This window comes from Streptomyces sp. NPDC001204 (genome assembly GCF_053598035.1).
The window spans coordinates 368214-386088 of the sequence record NZ_JBSFJL010000003.1 but is presented as its reverse complement, the minus strand read 5'-3'; the positions used below and the strand labels follow the sequence as shown (position 1 = coordinate 386088).

Below are 17875 nucleotides of genomic sequence, written 5' to 3'. Positions count from 1 at the left end.
ATCCACCAGGCCACTTCCACCACCAGGGGGGACGTTTTGTCCACACCGGCCCGCCTCGGGCGACGACTGATCCAGCTCTACGCCGGCCTCACGCTGTACGGCGCGAGTTCCGCGCTCCTCGTCCGGGCGGGCCTGGGCCTGGAGCCATGGAACGTGCTGCACCAGGGCCTGTCCGAACTGACGGGCCTGACGATCGGCGTGGTGTCGATCATCGTCGGAGCGGTGGTTCTGCTCCTGTGGGTCCCGCTGCGCCAGCGCCCCGGGCTGGGCACGGTCTCCAACGTCTTCATCGTGGGCCTCGCCCTGGACGGCACCCTCGCCCTGGTGCCCGACGCCCGCACACTGACCGTCCGAGTTCCGCTGCTCCTGGCGGGCATCGTGCTCAACGGAGTCGCCACCGGCCTCTACATCGCCGCCCGCTTCGGGCCCGGCCCCCGCGACGGACTGATGACGGGGTTGCACCAGCGCACCGGCCGCTCGATCCGTCTGATGCGGACGGCCGTGGAGGTGGCGGTCGTGGTCACCGGCTTCGCCCTCGGCGGCACGATCGGCGTCGGCACGGTGCTGTACGCGGTGTCCATCGGCCCGCTGGCCCAGCTCTTCCTGCGTGTGTTCGCCGTTCCGGCGTCGGCCGGAGACAAGCCCGTTGCCGCCGGGACACCCGAACGAGCCATACTGCGTCCGTGACCACGCCCGCACGCCACCCGTACCTCGACCATCCGGGCCCCATCCCGTTCGCGCACCGCGGCGGGGCGGCCCACGGGCTGGAGAACACGGTGGCGCAGTTCCGGCAGGCGGCCGGCCTCGGCTACCGCTACATGGAGACCGACGTGCACGCCACGGCGGACGGCCGGCTCGTCGCCTTCCACGACGCGACCCTGGACCGGGTGACCGACGGCGCGGGCCGGATCGCGGACCTGCCGTGGGAGGACGTGCGCCAGGCGCGCGTGGCGGGCCGGGAACCGGTGCCGCTCTTCGCGGAGCTGCTGGAGACCTTCCCCGGGGTCCGCTGGAACGTCGACGTCAAGGCGGAACCCGCCCTGCGCCCCCTGCTGGACCTGATCGAGCGGACGAACGCCTGGGACCGCGTCTGCGTCGGCTCGTTCTCCGAGGCACGCGTGGTCCGGGCGCGGCACCTGGCCGGGCCGCGCCTCGCGACCTCGTACGGCACCCGCGGGGTACTGGCTCTGCGGCTGCGGTCCTGGGGTCTGCCGGCGGTGCCGCGCCGGTCCGCGGTTGCCGCGCAGGTGCCCGTGTCCCAGTACGGCGTCCCGGTGGTCGACGGGCGGTTCGTGCGCGCCGCCCACGCGCGCGGGCTGCACGTGCACGTGTGGACGATCAACGAACCCTCGCTGATGCACCGCCTCCTGGACCTCGGTGTCGATGGCATCATGACCGATCACATCGACACGTTGCGCAAGGTCATGGAGGACCGGGGTGTCTGGGCCTGAGACCCGGCACACCCCCGTTCACCTTCGCGGACCGTCGGCAACAGGGGAACCAGCGGGGAAGCGAGGGCACGGGGTGGGCAGTGACACCGTGCGGGCAGGACAGGCCGGCGACGAGGCCGCCGACCGGCGCCGCGAGCAGCGCGGCTGGTACTTCTACGACTGGGCGTGCTCCGTCTACTCCACGAGCGTGCTCACCGTGTTCCTCGGCCCCTACCTCACGGCGGTCGCCGAGTCGGCGGCGGACGCGGACGGGTTCGTGCACCCGCTGGGCATCCCGGTGCGGACCGGGTCGTTCTTCGCGTACTGCGTCTCGGCGTCCGTGATCGTGGCGATCGTGCTGATGCCGGTCGCCGGCGCGGCGGCCGACCGCACCGGCCGCAAGAAGCCGCTCCTGGCGGCCGCCGCCTACGTGGGCGCCGGCGCCACCACGGGCTTGTTCTTCCTGGACGGCCACCGCTATCTGCTCGGCGGTCTGCTGCTGATCGTCGCCAACGCGTCGGTGGCCGTCTCGATGGTCCTCTACAACTCCTATCTGCCGCAGATCGCCGCGCCCGAGGAGCGCGACGCGGTCTCCTCGCGCGGCTGGGCCTTCGGCTACGCGGCCGGCTCACTGGTGCTGGTGGCGAACCTCGTCCTGTTCACCGCCCACGACTCCTTCGGCGTCTCCGAGTCGACAGCCGTGCGCATCTGCCTGGCCTCGGCCGGTCTGTGGTGGGGCCTCTTCACGCTCGTTCCGCTGAAGCGGCTGCGCGACCGCCGCACCGCCCCCGCCGCGGCGCCGGTCCACGGCTGGCGCCAACTCGCCTCCACGATCCGGGACATGCGGGGCAAACCGCTCACCCTGTCCTTCCTGCTGGCCTACCTCGTCTACAACGACGGCATCCAGACGGTGATCTCGCAGGCCTCGGTGTACGGCTCCCGGGAGCTGAACCTGAGCCAGTCGACGCTCATCACGGCGGTGCTCATGGTGCAGGTGCTGGCGGTGGCGGGGGCGCTCGGCATGGGCCGGCTGGCCCGCCGGTACGGGGCCAAGCGCACGATCCTCGGATCGCTGGCCGCGTGGGCGGTGATCCTTGCGGCCGGGTACTTCCTGCCGGCCGGGGCGCCGATGTGGTTCTTCGTGCTGGCGGCCGGGATCGGGCTGGTCCTCGGCGGGAGCCAGGCGCTGTCCCGGTCTCTGTTCTCGCACATGGTCCCGCCGGGCAAGGAGGCCGAGTACTTCTCGGCGTACGAGATGAGCGACCGGGGCATGAGCTGGCTCGGCCCGCTCCTGTTCGGGCTCACCTACCAGCTGACCGGCAGCTACCGGGACGCGATCATCTCGCTGGTGGCGTTCTTCGCGATCGGGTTCGTGCTGCTCGCCAGGGTTCCGGTGCGCCGTGCGATCGGCGACGCGGGCAATCCCGTTCCGGATCGGATTTAGCACTCAAGGCGAAAGGGCGGTAGTGTACGCGTTTGGCCTGCCAGGCGTACCGTTACTGCGTGTCAAAGATGCCGAAACGCTGGGTGACATCTCCTAACAGATGTGACAAACCGGGCGCCGGTGGGTACTGCACTGGTTGACAAGGCTGCGGCTACGACGGCGACGCATGACCCGGAACGGGAGATCGGAACGGGAATCTTTACCGCCGACCGGACGTTGACCGGATGACGACGACAGCGACACCTGTCCTGTGGGCGACAAGCCCGGGAGGCACGATTCATGAGTGAGCGAGCTCTTCGCGGCACGCGCCTCGTGGTGACCAGCTACGAGACCGACCGCGGTATCGACCTGGCCCCGCGCCAGGCCGTGGAGTACGCATGCGAGAAGGGGCACCGTTTCGAGATGCCCTTCTCGGTCGAGGCGGAGATCCCGCCGGAGTGGGAGTGCAAGGTCTGCGGGGCCCAGGCACTCCTGGTGGATGGCGACGGGCCGGAGGAGAAGAAGGCGAAGCCGGCGCGTACGCACTGGGACATGCTGATGGAGCGGCGTACCCGCGAGGAGCTCGAAGAGGTCCTCGAGGAGCGTCTCGCCGTGCTGCGGTCCGGTGCGATGAACATCGCCGTCCATCCCCGGGACAGCCGCAAGAGCGCGTAGTCCCCGCCGGGGGCCGGGCCGGTTCGCAGCGCACGCCACGTACGCCAATGGCAGCGGGCGCCGTACGTTCACGTACGGCGCCCGCTGCCATGTCCGTTCCCGGTGGGACGAGTGGCGCGATGCGCCGGTGTCACCGGGTCAGCGGCGGGCGCTGCTCCCCAGACGGATCGGCCGGCCCTGACGCGTCCGCCGGCTCGTCCCTGATCACCTCGCCCTGGACCACCTTGCCGTCGGGGCGGTGGATGCGGGCCTGCTGGAAGGCGTCGCCGAACGTGCCGGGGGTGGCCTCGCGCAGCCTGCGGTCGACGGTCCGCCCCGTGTAGCGGCTCACGGCCTGCTGGACCGGCGGAAGCAGCAGGAGCAGGCCCACCGCGTCCGAGATCAGGCCGGGGATCATCAGCAGCAGGCCGCCCAGCATCATCAGGCCGTTGCCACCGCGGCGCGAGGAGGGGGCACCGCCCTGCTGGAGCGCCTCGTTGAGGTTCTGGAAGGCACGGCGGCCCGCCCGCTTGATCACCACCGCGCCGAGGACGAGGCCGGCGACCAGCAGCAGGAAGACCGTGAACCCGCCCGCCGCTCCCGCGACCACCGTCAGCAGCCAGATCTCCAGCACGATCCACACCGCGAGGCTCAGCGGCAGATACCGGCGGGGCCGGGAACGCCGGGGCCGGGCGGAGTACGAAGAGGTCGGAGCGCCAGTCGTCATGCTCCCAGTGTGCCTGGCGGCTGCTCAATCCCGGATAAGTGCTACGCCCGGGGCTTGCCGCCCCGGCTGGTGATCTTGGTCACCCGCTCCCCCACGCCCCACGCGGTGACCCGCCACAGCGCCTCGACGAGGATGTCGCGGCTCATCTTGGAGTCGCCGTGCTCGCGCTCGACGAAGGTGATGGGGACCTCGACGACGTGGTAGCCCGCCCTCACGGCGCGGCGGGCCAGGTCGACCTGGAAGCAGTAGCCCTGCGAGGCGACCTCGTCCAGGCCCAGGCCCTCCAGCGTCTCCCGGCGGAAGGCGCGGTAGCCGCCGGTGATGTCCCGCAGGGGAAGGTCCAGGGCGATGCGGGAGTAGGTGCTGCCGCCGCGCGAGAGGAACTCGCGGGACTTCGGCCAGTTCACCACGCGTCCGCCCGGCACCCAGCGGGAGCCGAGCACCAGGTCGGCGCCCTTGAGGGCGGTCAGCAGCCGGGGCAGTTCCTCGGGCTGGTGGGAGCCGTCGGCGTCCATCTCGATCAGGACGCCGTAGTCGCGCTCCAGGCCCCAGCGGAAGCCCGCGAGGTAGGCGGCGCCGAGGCCCTCCTTGCCCTTGCGGTGCAGCACGTGCACCTGGCCGTCCTCGGCCGCCAGTTCGTCGGCGAGCTTGCCCGTGCCGTCGGGGCTGTTGTCGTCGGCCACGAGGACGTGCGCCTCGGGGACGGACGTGCGCACCCGGCTCACGATCGTCTTGATGTTCTCCGCCTCGTTGTAGGTCGGAATGATCACCAAGGCCGTGCCGAGCGGGCCGAGTCGCCTGTCCCGGGCCCGGGAGCCGGCCGCGGGGGTGCCGTCGCCGTCGTTCACTACTGCCCCTTCATGTCCGTACGCAGAGGACCACCCTAGTGGCCCCGGCCTGCGAGGACGTGACATCGCAGGCGTACGGGGGTGTCGATTCGGCAAGAGCGGGGTAAGAGCGCTCGCCTCGATCGTGTCATGGATCCGCCCGTCCGGCGGATGGGGGCCCGGCGCCCTTCGGGCCGACCTGGGACCCGCTGGCTGCGGGTCTACCGAAAGCCGTTGTCTACTGAGCGCCCGGGCCCCACCCGGGTCACACCTTGCCGACCGTCCGGAACGTTCCCCCGCGGACGCGGGCGCTGAGCCTGGCTCCCAGCGACGGTGACCCGGTGCGGTACACCGTCCCTGACGCAGCGGCGCCGCGACGCGGGTACGGAAGTTCCCCGGCCGGGCGTCCGGTGGTGGACCCGGCAGAACCTACCGGCCCGCTGCCGTCGCCTGTCAACCAGTGCCTTGACCTGTACAAACGGCCACGATCGCCGGGTCGGGGCGGAGGATGCGCAGGTCGCGCGACCCCGCGGCGGACGCGGGGCGGCGCGGCGCCTCCCCGGGAGATCACTCGCCCGGCCGTACGAACACCGTCCGTCCGCCCACCACGGTCCGCAGGCAGACGGGCAGGTCACCGCCCGGGGTGAGGTCGGGCAGCCCGGGGGTTCCCGAACGCGGGTCGGTCGACCAGCGCGCGACCCGGTCGTCGGGGGCCTGGACGACGAGCTCGCCGGTGCGCCAGACGGCGTAGTCCGCGGGGGCGCCGGGCACCAGGACGCCCGCGTCGTCCCGTCCGACCGCCCGCCAGCCGCCGCGGGTGTGCGCGGTGAACGCGGCGCGGACGGAGACGCGGTGCTCGGGGGTGCGGTGGAAGGCCGCCGCCCGGACCGTGCCCCACGGGTCCAGCGGGGTGACGGGACTGTCGGAGCCGAAGGCGAGGGGGACGCCGGCGCGCAGCAGGGCCGCGAAGGGGTTCAGCGTCCGGGCCCGCTCGGCGCCCAGGCGCTGGGCGTACATGCCCTCCTCGCCGCCCCACAGGGCGTCGAAGGCGGGCTGCACGGACGCGGTGAGACCGAGTTCGGCGAAGGCCGCGACGGTCTCCGGCGTGAGCATCTCGGCGTGCTCGACGCGGTGCCTGGCGGCGCGGACGCGGGCCAGGCCGACCTTCTCCGCGGCGGCGCGCACCCCGTCGACGACCGCGGTGACGGCGGCGTCGCCGATGGCGTGGAAGCCGGCCTGGAGGCCCGCCTCGGTGCAGGCGGCGACGTGGGCGGCGACGGCGGCCGCGTCCAGGTAGGCGGTGCCGGTGTGGGCGGCGTCGGTGTAGGGCGCGTGCAGGCAGGCGGTGTGCGAGCCGATGGAGCCGTCGACGAAGAGGTCGCCGGCGGCGCCGGCGGCGCCCAGCCGGCGCGCCTTGTCGACGTCCTGCTCGGCCCAGTAGCCGACGACCCGGGGGCCGGGTTCCTCGGCGGCGAGCCGCAGCAGGCCCGTGAAGTCGTCCTCGGAGGAGATGCGCGGGCCGCCGCACTCGTGCACCGATCCGATGCCCAGGGAGGCGGCACGGGCGAGCGCCGCGCGCTGCGCCCCCGCGCGCTGGGCGGGGGTGACGGCGGCGAACGCGGCGGCCCGTACGGCGTGGTGGGCGTCGGCGGTCAGCGGGCCGTCCACGGGCCCGTGGATCTCCGGTACGAGGTCGAGCAGTGCCGTGGTGACGACCGCGGAGTGCACGTCGATACGGCTGAGGTAGAGGGGCCGGCCGCCGGTGGCCTCGTCGAGTTCGGCGCGCGTCGGGGGACGTCCGCCGGGCCAGCGGGCCGCGTCCCAGCCGTGGCCGAGCAGGACGCGGTCGTCCGGGCGGGCGGCGGCGAAGTCCCGTACCCGGGCGAGCGCCGCCTCCAGGGAGGGCGCGTCGGACAGGTCGAGACCGGTGAGCGCGAGGCCGGTGGCGGTGGTGTGCACATGGGCGTCGGTGAACGCCGGGGTGACGAGGGCGCCGTCCAGGTCGACCACCTCGTCGACACCGTCGGCGAAGGCGTCGGCCGCCCCCTCCGAGCCGACCCAGGCCACTTGGCCCGCCTCCACGACCATGGCGGTCGCGAACGGGTCGGCGGGACTGTGGATCTCGCCCCTGCGCAGAAGGACGGTCCGGACCTCGGCAGCACGCTCACTCATGCCCCCAGTCTCCCGCCTGCCCCGAACCCCCCGGCACGCAGGTCACCCGACACGCTCCGGAACCCCACCGCGGGCGCCCCGACGAGCCCGCCCGGCGTCCCGGGACGTGCCCGCTGCGCCGGATCGGGTCAGATACGGGGCGGGCGGGATTCGTACGGGGTGGAGAGGACCACCGTCGTGCGGGTCGAGACGCCCGCCAACGTGCGTACGCGGGCCAGCAGTTCCTCCAGCTCGTGCGGGGTGGAGACGCGGACCTTGAGGATGTAGTTCTCGTCGCCGGCGACGCTGTGGCAGGCCTCGATCTCGGGGACGCCGGCCAGCCGGTCGGCGATGTCGTCGGGGGCGCTGGGATCGAAGGGCTTGACCGAGATGAAGGCGGTCATGGGCAGCCCCACGGCCTCGGCGTCGACGACGGCGGCGTAGCCGCGGATGACACCGCGCTGCTCCAGCCGCCGCACCCGCTGGTGCACGGCCGACGTGGACAGACCGGTGGCCTTGCCCAGGTCGGTGTAGCTCATCCGCCCGTCCTTGACGAGCAGCTGCACGATCTGTCGGTCCAGCTCCTCCATGGCGCAAGAACCTACAGTGCGGCCGATCTCCCGGGACAGCCGAACGACCCGGGTCGTGTCCCGCCGGCGGACAAAACCACCACGGCGGGCACCTGCGAGCAGCATGTGACCAACGCCACACACCCCGAAGCCTCTCCGTGATGTTCTCGTGATTACCGGCGAGAGCGGACGGGAAGTGCTTGCTGTGGTCGAGGCCGCAGCGCCTTCACGGCCCAGCCTTAGGGGGAGAATCCCATGCAGAGTCTCAAGCGCCCTGGTCGTTCTGTGCCCGGGCGACGGCAGTCGGTCATCGAGTTCCAGCCGGAGAGCCTGGAACCCGACGTCGACGACGACGTGGACGGCGCGGAAACCGACGCCTACGACACCTTCGAGATGTACCGGGTGATCTGCCCGGAGTGCGCGCAGCCCATCGCCCTGCTGGCGGACGAGGAGGTTCTGCCGGAGCACGCGCTGTGCGTCTCGCCGTGGAACCCGTTCGGACTCACGGTCTGCGCCGGTACGGGACGCTGGGCGTCCGAGGCCCGGCCCGCGGACGAGTCCGTCGGCCCCCAGGAACAGGACACCGCGCTGCTGTTGACGCTCCCGCAGAGCCTCGACTGGCGCATGCAGCCCTTCTCGCACGTCGGCGGCCCGGGCTCCCGCCCGATGCGCGTGCCGCAGCTGCGCCGGTTCGCCGCCTGAGCGACGCCGCACCGCCGGGCACCCGCGTCCGTCCGCGCACCACGGCCACGGCCCACAGGCCGCCGTGGTGCCCGAACAGCGACCCCGGCTCCCCGGAGACCGCCGGCCCGGACGCCGGTGAACTCACGCGCGATTCCACCGGGCGGTGACCTGCCCGCCGTACTCCGCGTTGCCCGGGTATGACCACCACGCATCCGGCAGCCGGACGACGGCGGCGCGTCTTCGTGCCGCCGCCGCCCGCAGAATCGGTTCCGTCTGTGCCTTCGCAGCCCACGGACCCGCCGATCTACCGCGACCTGATGCGCGTCTGGGCCGACCGGGGCCGCACCCTGCCGGGGCGTCACGACCCGGAGTGGGTCCGGCTGGCGGCGCCGCCGGCCGGTCTCGCGCAGCTCAGCGGGTCTCGGGACCCGCGACGTGACGGGCGATGACCATCCGCTGGATCTGGTTGGTGCCCTCGACGATCTGCAGGACCTTGGCCTCGCGCATGTAGCGCTCGGCCGGGAAGTCCGCGGTGTAGCCGTATCCGCCGAGCACCTGGACGGCGTCCGTGGTCACCTTCATGGCCGCGTCCGTGCAGAACAGCTTGGCCATGGCCGCCTGCCGCGCGAACGGCAGGCCCGCGTCGCGCAGCCGCGCCGCCGACAGGTACAGCGCGCGGCCGGCCTCGATCTGCGTCGCCATGTCGGCGAGCATGAAGCGCAGCCCCTGGAAGTCGGAGATCGGCCGTCCGAACTGCTGCCGTCCGGCGGCGTAACCGACCGCCTCGTCCAGCGCGGCCTGGGCGAGGCCGATGGCGCAGGCCGCGATGCCGAGCCGCCCGGAGTCGAGCGCGGACAGGGCGATGGCGAAGCCCTGCCCCTCCTCCCCCAGACGCCGGTCGTCGCCGACCCGCACACCGTCGAGATGGATCTGCGCGGTGGGCGAGCCCTTGAGGCCCATCTTCTTCTCCGGGGCGGCGGCGCTCAGGCCCTCGGCGCCGGCCGGCACCAGGAAGGCGGTGATGCCGCGCGGGCCCCGCTCACCGGTGCGGGCCATCACCGTGTAGAAGTCGGCGACCCCGCCGTGGGTGATCCAGGACTTGGTCCCGGTGAGCACCCAGCCGTCACCGTCCCGGACCGCCTTGGTGCTGAGCGAGGCGGCGTCGGAGCCGGAGGCCGGCTCGGAGAGGGCGTACGCGCCGAGCAGGCCGCCGCCCAGCATCGCGGGCAGATGCTCGACCTGCTGCTTCTTGGTGCCGTAGGCGGCGAGCCCGTAGGAGGCGAGGGTGTGCACGCTCAGGCCCAGGCCGACGGTGAGACGGGCCGCGGCCAGCTCCTCCAGGACCTGGAGGTAGACCTCGTAGGGCTGGTCGCCGCCGCCGTACTCGGAGTCGTAGGGCAGGCCGAGCAGGCCGGAGCGGGAGAGCAGGGTGAAGACCTCGCGCGGGAAGCGTCCCGCGTCCTCCTCCTCGGCCGCCTTCGGGGCGATCTCGTGCTGCGCGATGTCGCGGACGAGCGAGATCAGGTCCCGGGCCTCCTCCGTGGGCAGTTGCCGGTCCACCGGCTGCGGGGCGCGGTCGGGCATGGCGACGCTCTCCTCCCTTTCGGGCACATCGGCGGATGTGCGCCTTGGGTGGGGCGGCTCCGCCGGGGTCTTTCTCGGGCCAGCCGATGTCGGCGATCCCGGGTCACGGAAGCTGCTGACCAGCGGCTGTGCGCTGTGAGTATGCCCGATCCGAGGCATCTCGTCACCGGTTAACGACCGCTTACTTCAAGAAATCCCGGTGGGCCGAAATTGGTCCGAACCATTGACCGCACTGGTCTAGTCCTCCTAGGGTGCCCGAAACCAACGCTTACCGCGTTCATGCCAATCGGCACGATCCCCTCTCCCCCACGAGGAGACACCGATGCACACTCCGCACCGCCTCCGGGCGCTGCTGTCCGCCGCCTGTACCGTCGCGCTCGGCGCCGGACTGCTCGCCGGCGCGGGCACGGCCACCGCCACCCCCACCCGGTCCGCCGCCCAGACGGCAGCCGCGGGCTCCAAGGTGGTCGGCTACTTCACCGAATGGGGCGTCTACGACCGCAAGTACCACGTGAAGAACATCGAGACCTCCGGCTCAGCCGCGAAACTCACCCACATCAACTATGCCTTCGGCAACGTCACCGGCGGCAAGTGCGCCATGGGCGACTCGTACGCGGCGACCGACCGCGCCTACACCGCCGACGAGTCGGTGGACGGGCTCGCCGACACCTGGGACCAGCCGCTGCGCGGCAACTTCAACCAGCTGCTGAAGCTGAAGAAGAAGCACCCGGGGCTGAAGGTGCTGTGGTCGTTCGGCGGCTGGACCTGGTCGGGCGGCTTCGGCGAGGCCGCGAAGAACCCGGCCGCCTTCGCCCAGTCCTGCTACGACCTGGTCAAAAACTCCAAGTGGGCGGGCGTCTTCGACGGCATCGACATCGACTGGGAGTACCCCAACGCCTGCGGCAACACCTGCGACACCAGCGGCCGCGCGGCCTACAAGAACCTGATGGCGGCGCTGCGGGCCAAGCTCGGCGGCGGTGCGCTGGTCACCGCGGCGATCCCGGCGGACGCCGGCAGCGGCGGCAAGATCGACGCGGCCGACTACGCGGGCGCCGCGGCGCATGTCGACTGGTACAACCCCATGACCTACGACTACTTCGGCGCCTGGGACGCGGCCGGGCCGACGGCTCCGCACTCGCCGCTGACCTCCTACTCCGGTATTCCGAAGACGGAGTACACCACCTCGGCGACCATCGCCAAGCTCAAGGGCCTCGGGATCCCCGCCTCGAAGCTGCTGCTCGGCATCGGCTTCTACGGCCGCGGCTGGACCGGCGTCACCCAGTCCGCGCCCGGCGGCACGGCGACCGGACCGGCGGCGGGCACGTACGAACAGGGCATCGACGACTACAAGGTGCTCAGGACCAAGTGCCCGGCGACCGGCACGGTGGGCGGCACCGCGTACGCCAAGTGCGGCAGCGAATGGTGGAGTTACGACACTCCGGCGACCATCGCGACCAAGATGACGTACAAGAACGACCAGGGCCTGGGCGGGACGTTCTTCTGGGAGCTGAGCGGGGACACCGCGAGCGGGGAGCTGATCAAGGCGATCAGGTAGCGCCGGGACCGAGGAGGCGGGCGGAGGGCGACTCCCCTCCCGCCTCCTCGCCCCGGGCCCTTGTCCCTCAGTCGTCGCGGCGGGCGGGTGCGGGGGCCGGGTGGGTCGGGTCGATCTCCTCGATGGCGCGCAGCGCGCCGCCGAGGGTCTTCACCAGCAACTCGCGCATGGTCTCCCGGGAGAGTCCGGGCCGGCCGATCCAGTCCAGGGTGGCGCCCTCGACGCTGCACACCCAGGCGAGCAGCCCCATGCGGGCCACCGGGGCGATGGCGGTACGGCCGTAGGCGCCCTCCGCGATGGTCGCGACGATGGCCTCGCGCACGCCGTCCCGGATGGCGTGCACCTCGGTGTCGAAGCCGACGCCGCCGCAGACGATGGTGCGGTAGGAGGCCTGGTTGTGCTCCGCGTAGCGCAGGTAGCCGTCGATGGTGCGCTGCACCCGGTCCACGGCCGGCATCTCCAGGCCGCGCGCCGCGGAGGTGACCAGGTCGGCGACGGAGTCCTCGATGATCGCCAGGTAGTAGCCGCGCTTGGACCGGAAGTAGTAGTAGATCAGTCCCTTGGCCACATGGGCCTGCCGGGCGATGTCGTCCATCGAGAGGGCGTCGTAGGACGTGTCGGCGAACAGTCTCCGTCCGATGGCGAGGAGTTCGGCTCGACGACCCTCGGAGCGCTCGGTGCCGCGCACCCGGCTGGGGGTCCCCCCTGCTCGAACGGAGTTCGGAGCTTGGGGGCGGGCGGTCTCACGCGGTTGGATGTTCAATTCGACCCTGGCCTCCAACTGGCGGTCGGACAACCGCAGTATGGCAGGCCGGCCCGGCCCGGAGGCGGGTCGCCTGGAAGGCCCCGGTCGCCCGGGGCCTTCGTACCCGCGCGGAGTTCCGGTCAGCTCACGCCCACGGCGGCGAGCGCCTTGCGCTGGTGGCCCGTGAGGTGGGCCGGGAAGTACAGGTAGCAGATGCCGCCGGAGCCGGAGGCGACCTTGCCGGAGGCGTTGTAGCGCTTGGTCCTGAGCCAGATGTTCTCGAACTCCCGGCGCCGGTACACACGCCGTACCGCCGCGTCGTTCGGCGAGGCCGGGTCGTTGGCGATCACGTCGCCGTCCGCGGTGAAGCCGATGACGGTCATGAGGTGGCCGTTGGTGCCGTAACCGGCGCCGGTCAGCTCGGTGTTGAGGAAGGACTGGGACGTTATGGCCGGGATCCCGGCCGCGATCAGCGTCTCCAGATCGGTGAGCGAGCCGAGCCGGGTCACCACTCCCTGGAGGTCCTTGAAGGTGGCCGCGTAGGCGGCGTTGAACGGCCAGTTGCCGCAGCCTTCGTACTGGTGGTCGTACGTGTACCGGGCCGCGTTGCAGACCTGCGGGTCGGCGTAGGACGGGTCGACCCAGGACAGCTGCTCGGGGGTGAGCCGTCCGCCCCAGTACTCGATGATCATCTGGGAGGAGGTGGGGCTGCACCAGGCCTCGCCGCCGTTGTCGTACTCGGGGTACTGGCCGGAATGGATCGACTGCGAGTAGCGCGGGACGGCCAGCTCCTTGGCCACGCCGGGGGTGGAGGCCGGGACGGTGAAGCGGTCGGGGACGTCGGAGCCCATGGCGCCGATCCGCCAGACGGTGGGCGTGAGTTGGGTGCCGGGCCTGCGGTGGAGGGTGAGCCGCAGCCGGTAGGAGGTGAGCCGCAGCCCGGAGGCCGGATCGTCCAGGGAGAAGGTGTCCGTCCAGATGGTGCTGCGGCCGTCGCTCTGGCCGTCGACGGAGGTCCGTTTGACGTCCTGGTCGCCGGCCGCCCAGCGGCCCATCACGTACCAGGGGGTGTCCGTGCCGTCGGAGTACGTGCCGCGCAGTTCGACCTGGAGCCAGGTGCCGGCCGGGGTGTGCGCGTTCCAGGAGGCGACCGCCTCCGTGGCCGGGACGGACAGGCGGTGCGCCGGGCTGGTCCAGGTGGCGTACTCCCAGGTCCTGGTCGTGCCGGTGTGCGGGTCGGTGTAGTCGGTGGTGCCCGCGGGCTGCGCGATCTCCAGGCCGGGCCGGGTGCCCGCGACGGCGCGGGTGCCGCGGGCCGTGCCCGCGCGCCAGTCGGTGTAGGTGATCCAGGCGCGGTAGTCGACCGGGCGGGCCGGGGCGGCTCCGGCGCCCTTGGCGCCGGCGGCGGGGGCGGCGGGGGCGGCCGTGGCCGCGGCGGCCAACGGGGCCGCGCCACCCGCCATCGCCGCCGCGGCGACCGCGACGGCCAGGACTGATCTGCGGGACGGCTGTTCGGCTCTGCTCATGGGTGGATGACCCCCAGGTGTCCGAAGTCGGGGCGGGTCCGTGGCTGCGCCCACTATGGCCGTGACACCCGCCTCCTGCCAGCACTTCGACATACGCCACGCCCACCAATATTGGTCTCCACCACTGGCATGACCTGCGCCTAGTCCCCGCGTCGCCGGTCAGGCGGCCGCCCGCGCGGCCCCCCGCGACCACCGGCGGCGCGGGGAGCGGTCACTAGAATGACCGCGGAGAACACACCGTCCCCTCCCCTCCACGCACTCCGGGAATCGCCATCCGCGCCCTCGCCGCCTTCCTTCGTGATGCGCCGCCGTCCTGCGGGACCGTGCGGCTGGTCGGCGTCGACGGGCACGCGGGATCCGGGAAGTCCACGTTCACCGGGAAGTTGGCCGCGGCGCTGGGGGGCGCGCCCGTGCTGCACCTGGACGACGTCGCCAGCCACGAGGAACTGTTCGCGTGGGAAGGCCGGCTGCTGAGTGAGGTCGTCGAGCCCCTCGGGCGGGGAGCGGCGGCGCGCTACGCCCCCTACGACTGGCGGGCGCGGCGGTTCGGGGCCGCGCGGACGCTGCCGCACGCGCCCGTGATCCTTGTGGAGGGCGTGGGCGCCGGACGGCGGGCGCTGCGTCCGCATCTAGCGCACGTGCTGTGGATGGATCTGCCACGCGAGGAGGCCTGGGCGCGGGGCCGGTCGCGCGACGGCGAGGAACAGCGGGAGTTCTGGGCCGGGTGGGTCGAGGCGGAGCGGCGGCACTTCGCCGAGGACCCCTCGCGGCCCTTCGCCGATCTTCTGGTGCGGCAGTTGCCAGAGGGATACGCGGTGCTGCCAGGGCCTGCCGGGGCCGTTGGACCCGACCAGTTTGTCACCCACGGTGACGGGCCATCGGCAATGTGCTGAACTTGTGAAGGCCCTTGCCAAGCAACTTTCCCGAGTCCCCCAACTCCGCTTGACCGGGGGGCCGTACAGGTCTTACGTTCTCAATGAGCGGTCATCGCGTACCGCCCGCAGTCACGAAGCCCCCGGTTGTTCCCCCGTGATCGGGGGCTTCGTTCTGCCCTCTTCGCGTTTTCCGGACGCTGCGCGACGTCATTCGCTCACCCTCGGTCACCACACCGGCTGCGTCCCGTACGCCGCCACCCCACCGAACAGCCTGTGCGGCACCCTTCGGCGGGCGGCGGCCCCGCAGGTACGATGCCCTCGGTGCGACCTTTGAACGACTGCTTCGCGCACCTGCAACTCCGGTCCGCGGTAGAGCGGTTCGACCACAGGAAGCCGTCAGGTGGATGCCTGGCGGCGAACCTTCGGGGGCACGGTTTGTGGGGGACGTGATGGACTTCGGCACGCAGGGCCCGAAGGCCCCGGCCGACCTCGCGTGGCTGCGAGGCGTGGACGCCTACACCATGGGCGCCTATCCGCAGGCGGAGGAGGAGTTCCGGGCCGCGGTGCGGCTCGACCCGGGGATGGCCGACGGCTGGCTCGGTCTGCACGCGCTGCGCGTCGACACGACGACCGCGCTGCTCAGGATGTTCCGGCACCGCGACCGCTTCGGCGAACAGCGCGCCCGGCATCGCCGCACCCTCAACTCCTGGTACTGGCTGGGCTGGTGGGTGCAGCCCGTACTGGAGAGCCCGCGCGACCTGCTGCTCGCGCACGTCTCGCACTGGCTGGACGGCCGCCATGTCCCCGAGCTGGACCGCGCGCTGGCCGGGCTGCCGCCGGTGGACGCCGACCCCCAGGTCCGCTTTCTGCACGCCTGCCGCGCCTACCTCGTCAAGGACTGGGAACAGCTCGTCCGGCACACCGACCCGCTGCTCGACGATCCGCTGCTCGGCATCGAGGCCGGACTGTTCGGCGGCATGGCCCGGGTGCGCCTGGAGATGTACGGGCAGGCCGAGCCGCTGCTGTCGGCCGCGCTGATGCGCTGCCGCAGCGAGCAGCCGCAGCGCAAGGAACTCAGGTACTGGCTGGCGCGGGCGCACGAGGGCACCGGCCGCAGCGCGGCGGCGCTCCCCCTGTACCGGGCGGTGCACCGGGTCGACCCGGCCTTCATGGACACCTCTGCGCGGCTCACGGCGATCGCCGAGGGCGACGGGTACGAGGACACGGCCGGCCTCGCCGCGATCACCCTCACCGGCCTCGGGCAGGACCTCATGGACGGCCCGGATCTGCTGGACCCGTTGTTCGGCGCCGAGGGCCGGGACCTGAAGCTGTCCGGGACCGACCTGTCGGTGACCGGTCCGCTGCCCTCGGTGACCGATCCGGCGGTGCGCCGGCGCACCCCGGCCGCCGACGCGCCGCTGCCCACCGGGCCCACCGACCCGGCGCTGCTGGAGGAAGCACTCTCCGAACTCGAGCGCATGGTGGGGCTCGAACCGGTGAAACGGCAGGTCAAGGCCCTGTCTGCGCAGTTGAACATGGCGCGGCTGCGGGCCGGTCAGGGGCTGCCCGTGCAGCCGCCCAAACGCCACTTCGTCTTCTCCGGCCCCTCGGGCACCGGCAAGACCACCGTCGCCCGCATCCTCGGCCGTGTCTTCTACGCGCTCGGCCTGCTCGGCGGCGACCATCTGGTGGAGGCGCAGCGGGCCGATCTGGTCGGCGAATATCTGGGGCAGACCGCCGTCAAGGCCAACGAGCTCATCGACTCCGCGATCGGCGGTGTGCTCTTCGTCGACGAGGCCTACTCCCTGTCGAACTCGGGTTACGGCAAGGGCGACGCGTACGGCGACGAGGCCCTCCAGGTGCTGCTCAAGCGGGCCGAGGACAACCGCGACCACCTGGTGGTGATCCTCGCCGGCTACCCCGAGGGCATGGACCGGCTGCTCGCCGCGAACCCCGGGCTGTCGTCGCGCTTCACCACGCGCGTGGACTTCCCGTCGTACCGGCCGACGGAACTCACCGAGATCGGCAAGGTGCTCGCCACGGAGAACGGTGACCTGTGGGACGACGAGGCCCGGGACGAGCTGCACTCGATCGCCGGGCACGTGGTCGACCAGGGCTGGATCGACGAACTCGGCAACGGCCGGTTCCTGCGGACCCTCTACGAGAAGAGCTGCGCCTACCGGGACCTGAGGTTGTCGACGTACCCGGGAACGCCGACCCGGGACGACTTGTCGACCCTGCGGCTGCCGGACCTGATGCAGGCGTACGGGGAGGTGCTGTCGGGACGGGGGCCCCAGGATCCGTCGGGGGTGTGAGCACGGTCCCCGCCACCGGCGGGCGGTCAGTCGTCGAGGATCGCGCCGCGTTCGCCCATGAAGCGCAGCCACTCCCGGTGCCGGCCCGTGGTGCCCCGCAGGTCCACGCCGTGCCAGTCCGGTTCGGAGCGGCGGCCGACCAGCGGCTCGCCCAGGGGCTCCCCTGAACCGCTGTCGAACAGCCGTACCCAGCCGTCCGCGCCGGCCGTCGCCACCACCCCGGACTTGGCGTGCAGCGCCACGGAGAGCACGGCGTGTCCCCCGCCCACCGACCAGTTGCGCTCCCGGTGCCTCAGGTCCCGGGAGCTGAGCGTGCCGTCCCGGCAGCCGCAGTAGAGCACCCCGGTGCCCGCGTCGTACACCAGGCCGAGCACCGTGTCCCCCAGTACGGCGAGGCCGGCGGCATGGCTGCCGTCGTCCTGGACGAAGAGCCGCATCCTGCGGTCGTCGCTGCCGCTGGCCACCAGGCCCGTGCCCGGCAGGGCGCACAGGCCGTACACCCCGGCGTCCGGGTGCGCGGCCCACTGCCCGACGGGCCGGCCGGTGACGGCGTCCAGGGCGGCCACGGTTCCGGCGGAGGAGCCGGCGGACATCAGGCCGGCGTCCGGGTCCAGGGCGAGGGAGCGCACATGGCCGGAGGAGACCCGCGTCTGCCACACCTCGTCGCCGTCGAGGGTCCACAGCCGTACGGAACCGTCGGTGCCGCCCGAGGCTGGCCGGGTGTCCCCGACCGCGACGGCTCAGGTGGTGGGGGCGCCGTGGTGGGCGATCTCCAGGAAGGCCCGCCCGTTCTCCCGGTCCGCCAGATAC

Annotated in this window: 17 protein-coding genes and 1 pseudogene; 9 read left to right on the top strand and 9 right to left on the bottom strand. The window is 72.3% G+C overall.

Going from position 1 to position 17875, the window contains the following annotated elements:
• Positions 1–36 precede the first annotated feature (36 nt).
• From yczE to ACWC91_RS07225, 4 genes are all read left to right on the top strand, one after another.
• Positions 37–687 (top strand): membrane protein YczE, encoded by a 651-nt coding sequence (gene yczE, locus ACWC91_RS07240; protein ID WP_281156779.1) that lies wholly within the window; start codon positions 37–39, stop codon positions 685–687.
• Entirely contained in the window at positions 684–1451 is a 768-nt protein-coding gene (locus ACWC91_RS07235; RefSeq protein WP_281156780.1) for a glycerophosphodiester phosphodiesterase, read from the top strand. The genes yczE and ACWC91_RS07235 overlap by 4 nt, the downstream gene beginning before the upstream one ends.
• Positions 1452–1524: 73 nt before the next feature.
• Positions 1525–2874 (top strand): MFS transporter, encoded by a 1350-nt coding sequence (locus ACWC91_RS07230; protein ID WP_450643759.1) that lies wholly within the window; start codon positions 1525–1527, stop codon positions 2872–2874.
• A gap of 279 nt (positions 2875–3153) precedes the next feature.
• Positions 3154–3528, top strand: a complete 375-nt coding sequence (locus tag ACWC91_RS07225) for an RNA polymerase-binding protein RbpA (RefSeq protein WP_003977404.1) — start codon at positions 3154–3156, stop codon at positions 3526–3528.
• 130 nt (positions 3529–3658) lie between these two features.
• Here the strand turns inward: ACWC91_RS07225 and fxsA are convergent, their stop codons facing one another.
• The 4 genes from fxsA to ACWC91_RS07205 form a co-directional block, all read right to left on the bottom strand.
• A complete protein-coding gene (gene fxsA / locus ACWC91_RS07220; RefSeq protein WP_281156782.1) occupies positions 3659–4234 on the bottom strand; it encodes an FxsA family membrane protein in 576 nt (191 codons plus the stop codon).
• A 41-nt stretch (positions 4235–4275) separates the two neighbouring features.
• On the bottom strand, positions 4276–5082 hold the full coding sequence (locus tag ACWC91_RS07215) for a polyprenol monophosphomannose synthase (protein WP_225075989.1): 807 nt from the start codon (positions 5080–5082) through the stop codon (positions 4276–4278).
• Positions 5083–5628: 546 nt separating this feature from the next.
• On the bottom strand, positions 5629–7233 hold the full coding sequence (locus ACWC91_RS07210; RefSeq protein WP_225075988.1) for an amidohydrolase: 1605 nt from the start codon (positions 7231–7233) through the stop codon (positions 5629–5631).
• A gap of 128 nt (positions 7234–7361) precedes the next feature.
• Entirely contained in the window at positions 7362–7802 is a 441-nt protein-coding gene (locus tag ACWC91_RS07205) for an Lrp/AsnC family transcriptional regulator (protein ID WP_141362887.1), read from the bottom strand.
• Between the two features lie 234 nt (positions 7803–8036).
• Between ACWC91_RS07205 and ACWC91_RS07200 the strand changes: the two genes are divergently transcribed.
• A complete protein-coding gene (locus tag ACWC91_RS07200; RefSeq protein WP_225075987.1) occupies positions 8037–8483 on the top strand; it encodes a uroporphyrinogen-III synthase in 447 nt (148 codons plus the stop codon).
• A 179-nt stretch (positions 8484–8662) separates the two neighbouring features.
• Positions 8663–8914, top strand: a complete 252-nt coding sequence (locus ACWC91_RS07195; RefSeq protein ID WP_225075986.1) for a hypothetical protein — start codon at positions 8663–8665, stop codon at positions 8912–8914.
• On the opposite strand, the gene ACWC91_RS07190 is transcribed toward ACWC91_RS07195, so the two are convergent.
• Positions 8877–10049, bottom strand: a complete 1173-nt coding sequence (locus ACWC91_RS07190) for an acyl-CoA dehydrogenase family protein (protein WP_225075985.1) — start codon at positions 10047–10049, stop codon at positions 8877–8879. The two genes, ACWC91_RS07195 and ACWC91_RS07190, sit on opposite strands and share 38 nt — an antisense overlap.
• Before the next feature lie 322 nt (positions 10050–10371).
• Here ACWC91_RS07190 and ACWC91_RS07185 point away from each other — a divergent pair, with 322 nt between their 5' ends.
• On the top strand, positions 10372–11604 hold the full coding sequence (locus ACWC91_RS07185; RefSeq protein WP_450641969.1) for a glycoside hydrolase family 18 protein: 1233 nt from the start codon (positions 10372–10374) through the stop codon (positions 11602–11604).
• A gap of 67 nt (positions 11605–11671) precedes the next feature.
• Here the strand turns inward: ACWC91_RS07185 and ACWC91_RS07180 are convergent, their stop codons facing one another.
• Together ACWC91_RS07180 and ACWC91_RS07175 are read right to left on the bottom strand one after the other, a co-directional pair.
• Positions 11672–12292, bottom strand: a complete 621-nt coding sequence (locus tag ACWC91_RS07180) for a TetR/AcrR family transcriptional regulator (RefSeq protein ID WP_281156785.1) — start codon at positions 12290–12292, stop codon at positions 11672–11674.
• Between the two features lie 197 nt (positions 12293–12489).
• Complete coding sequence (locus tag ACWC91_RS07175) at positions 12490–13875, bottom strand: peptidase C39 family protein (RefSeq protein WP_450641967.1); 1386 nt, start codon at positions 13873–13875, stop codon at positions 12490–12492.
• 272 nt (positions 13876–14147) lie between these two features.
• On the opposite strand from ACWC91_RS07175, the gene ACWC91_RS07170 reads away from it, so the two are divergent.
• Both ACWC91_RS07170 and ACWC91_RS07165 read left to right on the top strand, forming a co-directional pair.
• Entirely contained in the window at positions 14148–14768 is a 621-nt protein-coding gene (locus tag ACWC91_RS07170) for a uridine kinase family protein (protein WP_450641977.1), read from the top strand.
• A gap of 431 nt (positions 14769–15199) precedes the next feature.
• Positions 15200–17065 (top strand): AAA family ATPase, encoded by a 1866-nt coding sequence (locus ACWC91_RS07165; protein WP_225076288.1) that lies wholly within the window; start codon positions 15200–15202, stop codon positions 17063–17065.
• A gap of 26 nt (positions 17066–17091) precedes the next feature.
• Here ACWC91_RS07165 and ACWC91_RS07160 read toward each other — a convergent pair whose 3' ends face one another.
• Complete coding sequence (locus ACWC91_RS07160; RefSeq protein ID WP_450641975.1) at positions 17092–17502, bottom strand: hypothetical protein; 411 nt, start codon at positions 17500–17502, stop codon at positions 17092–17094.
• Positions 17503–17754: pseudogene (locus tag ACWC91_RS07155) on the bottom strand (WD40 domain-containing protein); the annotation flags it as partial.
• Between the last annotated feature and the right edge of the window lie 121 nt (positions 17755–17875).

Coding starts and splice junctions, on each gene's coding strand:
- ACWC91_RS07225 (WP_003977404.1), top strand. CDS start 3,154: ATGAGTGAGCGAGCTCTTCGCGGCACGCGCCTCGTGGTGACCAGCTAC.
- fxsA (WP_281156782.1), bottom strand. CDS start 4,234: ATGACGACTGGCGCTCCGACCTCTTCGTACTCCGCCCGGCCCCGGCGT.
- ACWC91_RS07210 (WP_225075988.1), bottom strand. CDS start 7,233: ATGAGTGAGCGTGCTGCCGAGGTCCGGACCGTCCTTCTGCGCAGGGGC.
- ACWC91_RS07205 (WP_141362887.1), bottom strand. CDS start 7,802: ATGGAGGAGCTGGACCGACAGATCGTGCAGCTGCTCGTCAAGGACGGG.
- ACWC91_RS07200 (WP_225075987.1), top strand. CDS start 8,037: ATGCAGAGTCTCAAGCGCCCTGGTCGTTCTGTGCCCGGGCGACGGCAG.
- ACWC91_RS07195 (WP_225075986.1), top strand. CDS start 8,663: ATGACCACCACGCATCCGGCAGCCGGACGACGGCGGCGCGTCTTCGTG.
- ACWC91_RS07190 (WP_225075985.1), bottom strand. CDS start 10,049: ATGCCCGACCGCGCCCCGCAGCCGGTGGACCGGCAACTGCCCACGGAG.
- ACWC91_RS07185 (WP_450641969.1), top strand. CDS start 10,372: ATGCACACTCCGCACCGCCTCCGGGCGCTGCTGTCCGCCGCCTGTACC.
- ACWC91_RS07175 (WP_450641967.1), bottom strand. CDS start 13,875: ATGAGCAGAGCCGAACAGCCGTCCCGCAGATCAGTCCTGGCCGTCGCG.
- ACWC91_RS07165 (WP_225076288.1), top strand. CDS start 15,200: ATGGACTTCGGCACGCAGGGCCCGAAGGCCCCGGCCGACCTCGCGTGG.
- ACWC91_RS07160 (WP_450641975.1), bottom strand. CDS start 17,502: ATGCGGCTCTTCGTCCAGGACGACGGCAGCCATGCCGCCGGCCTCGCC.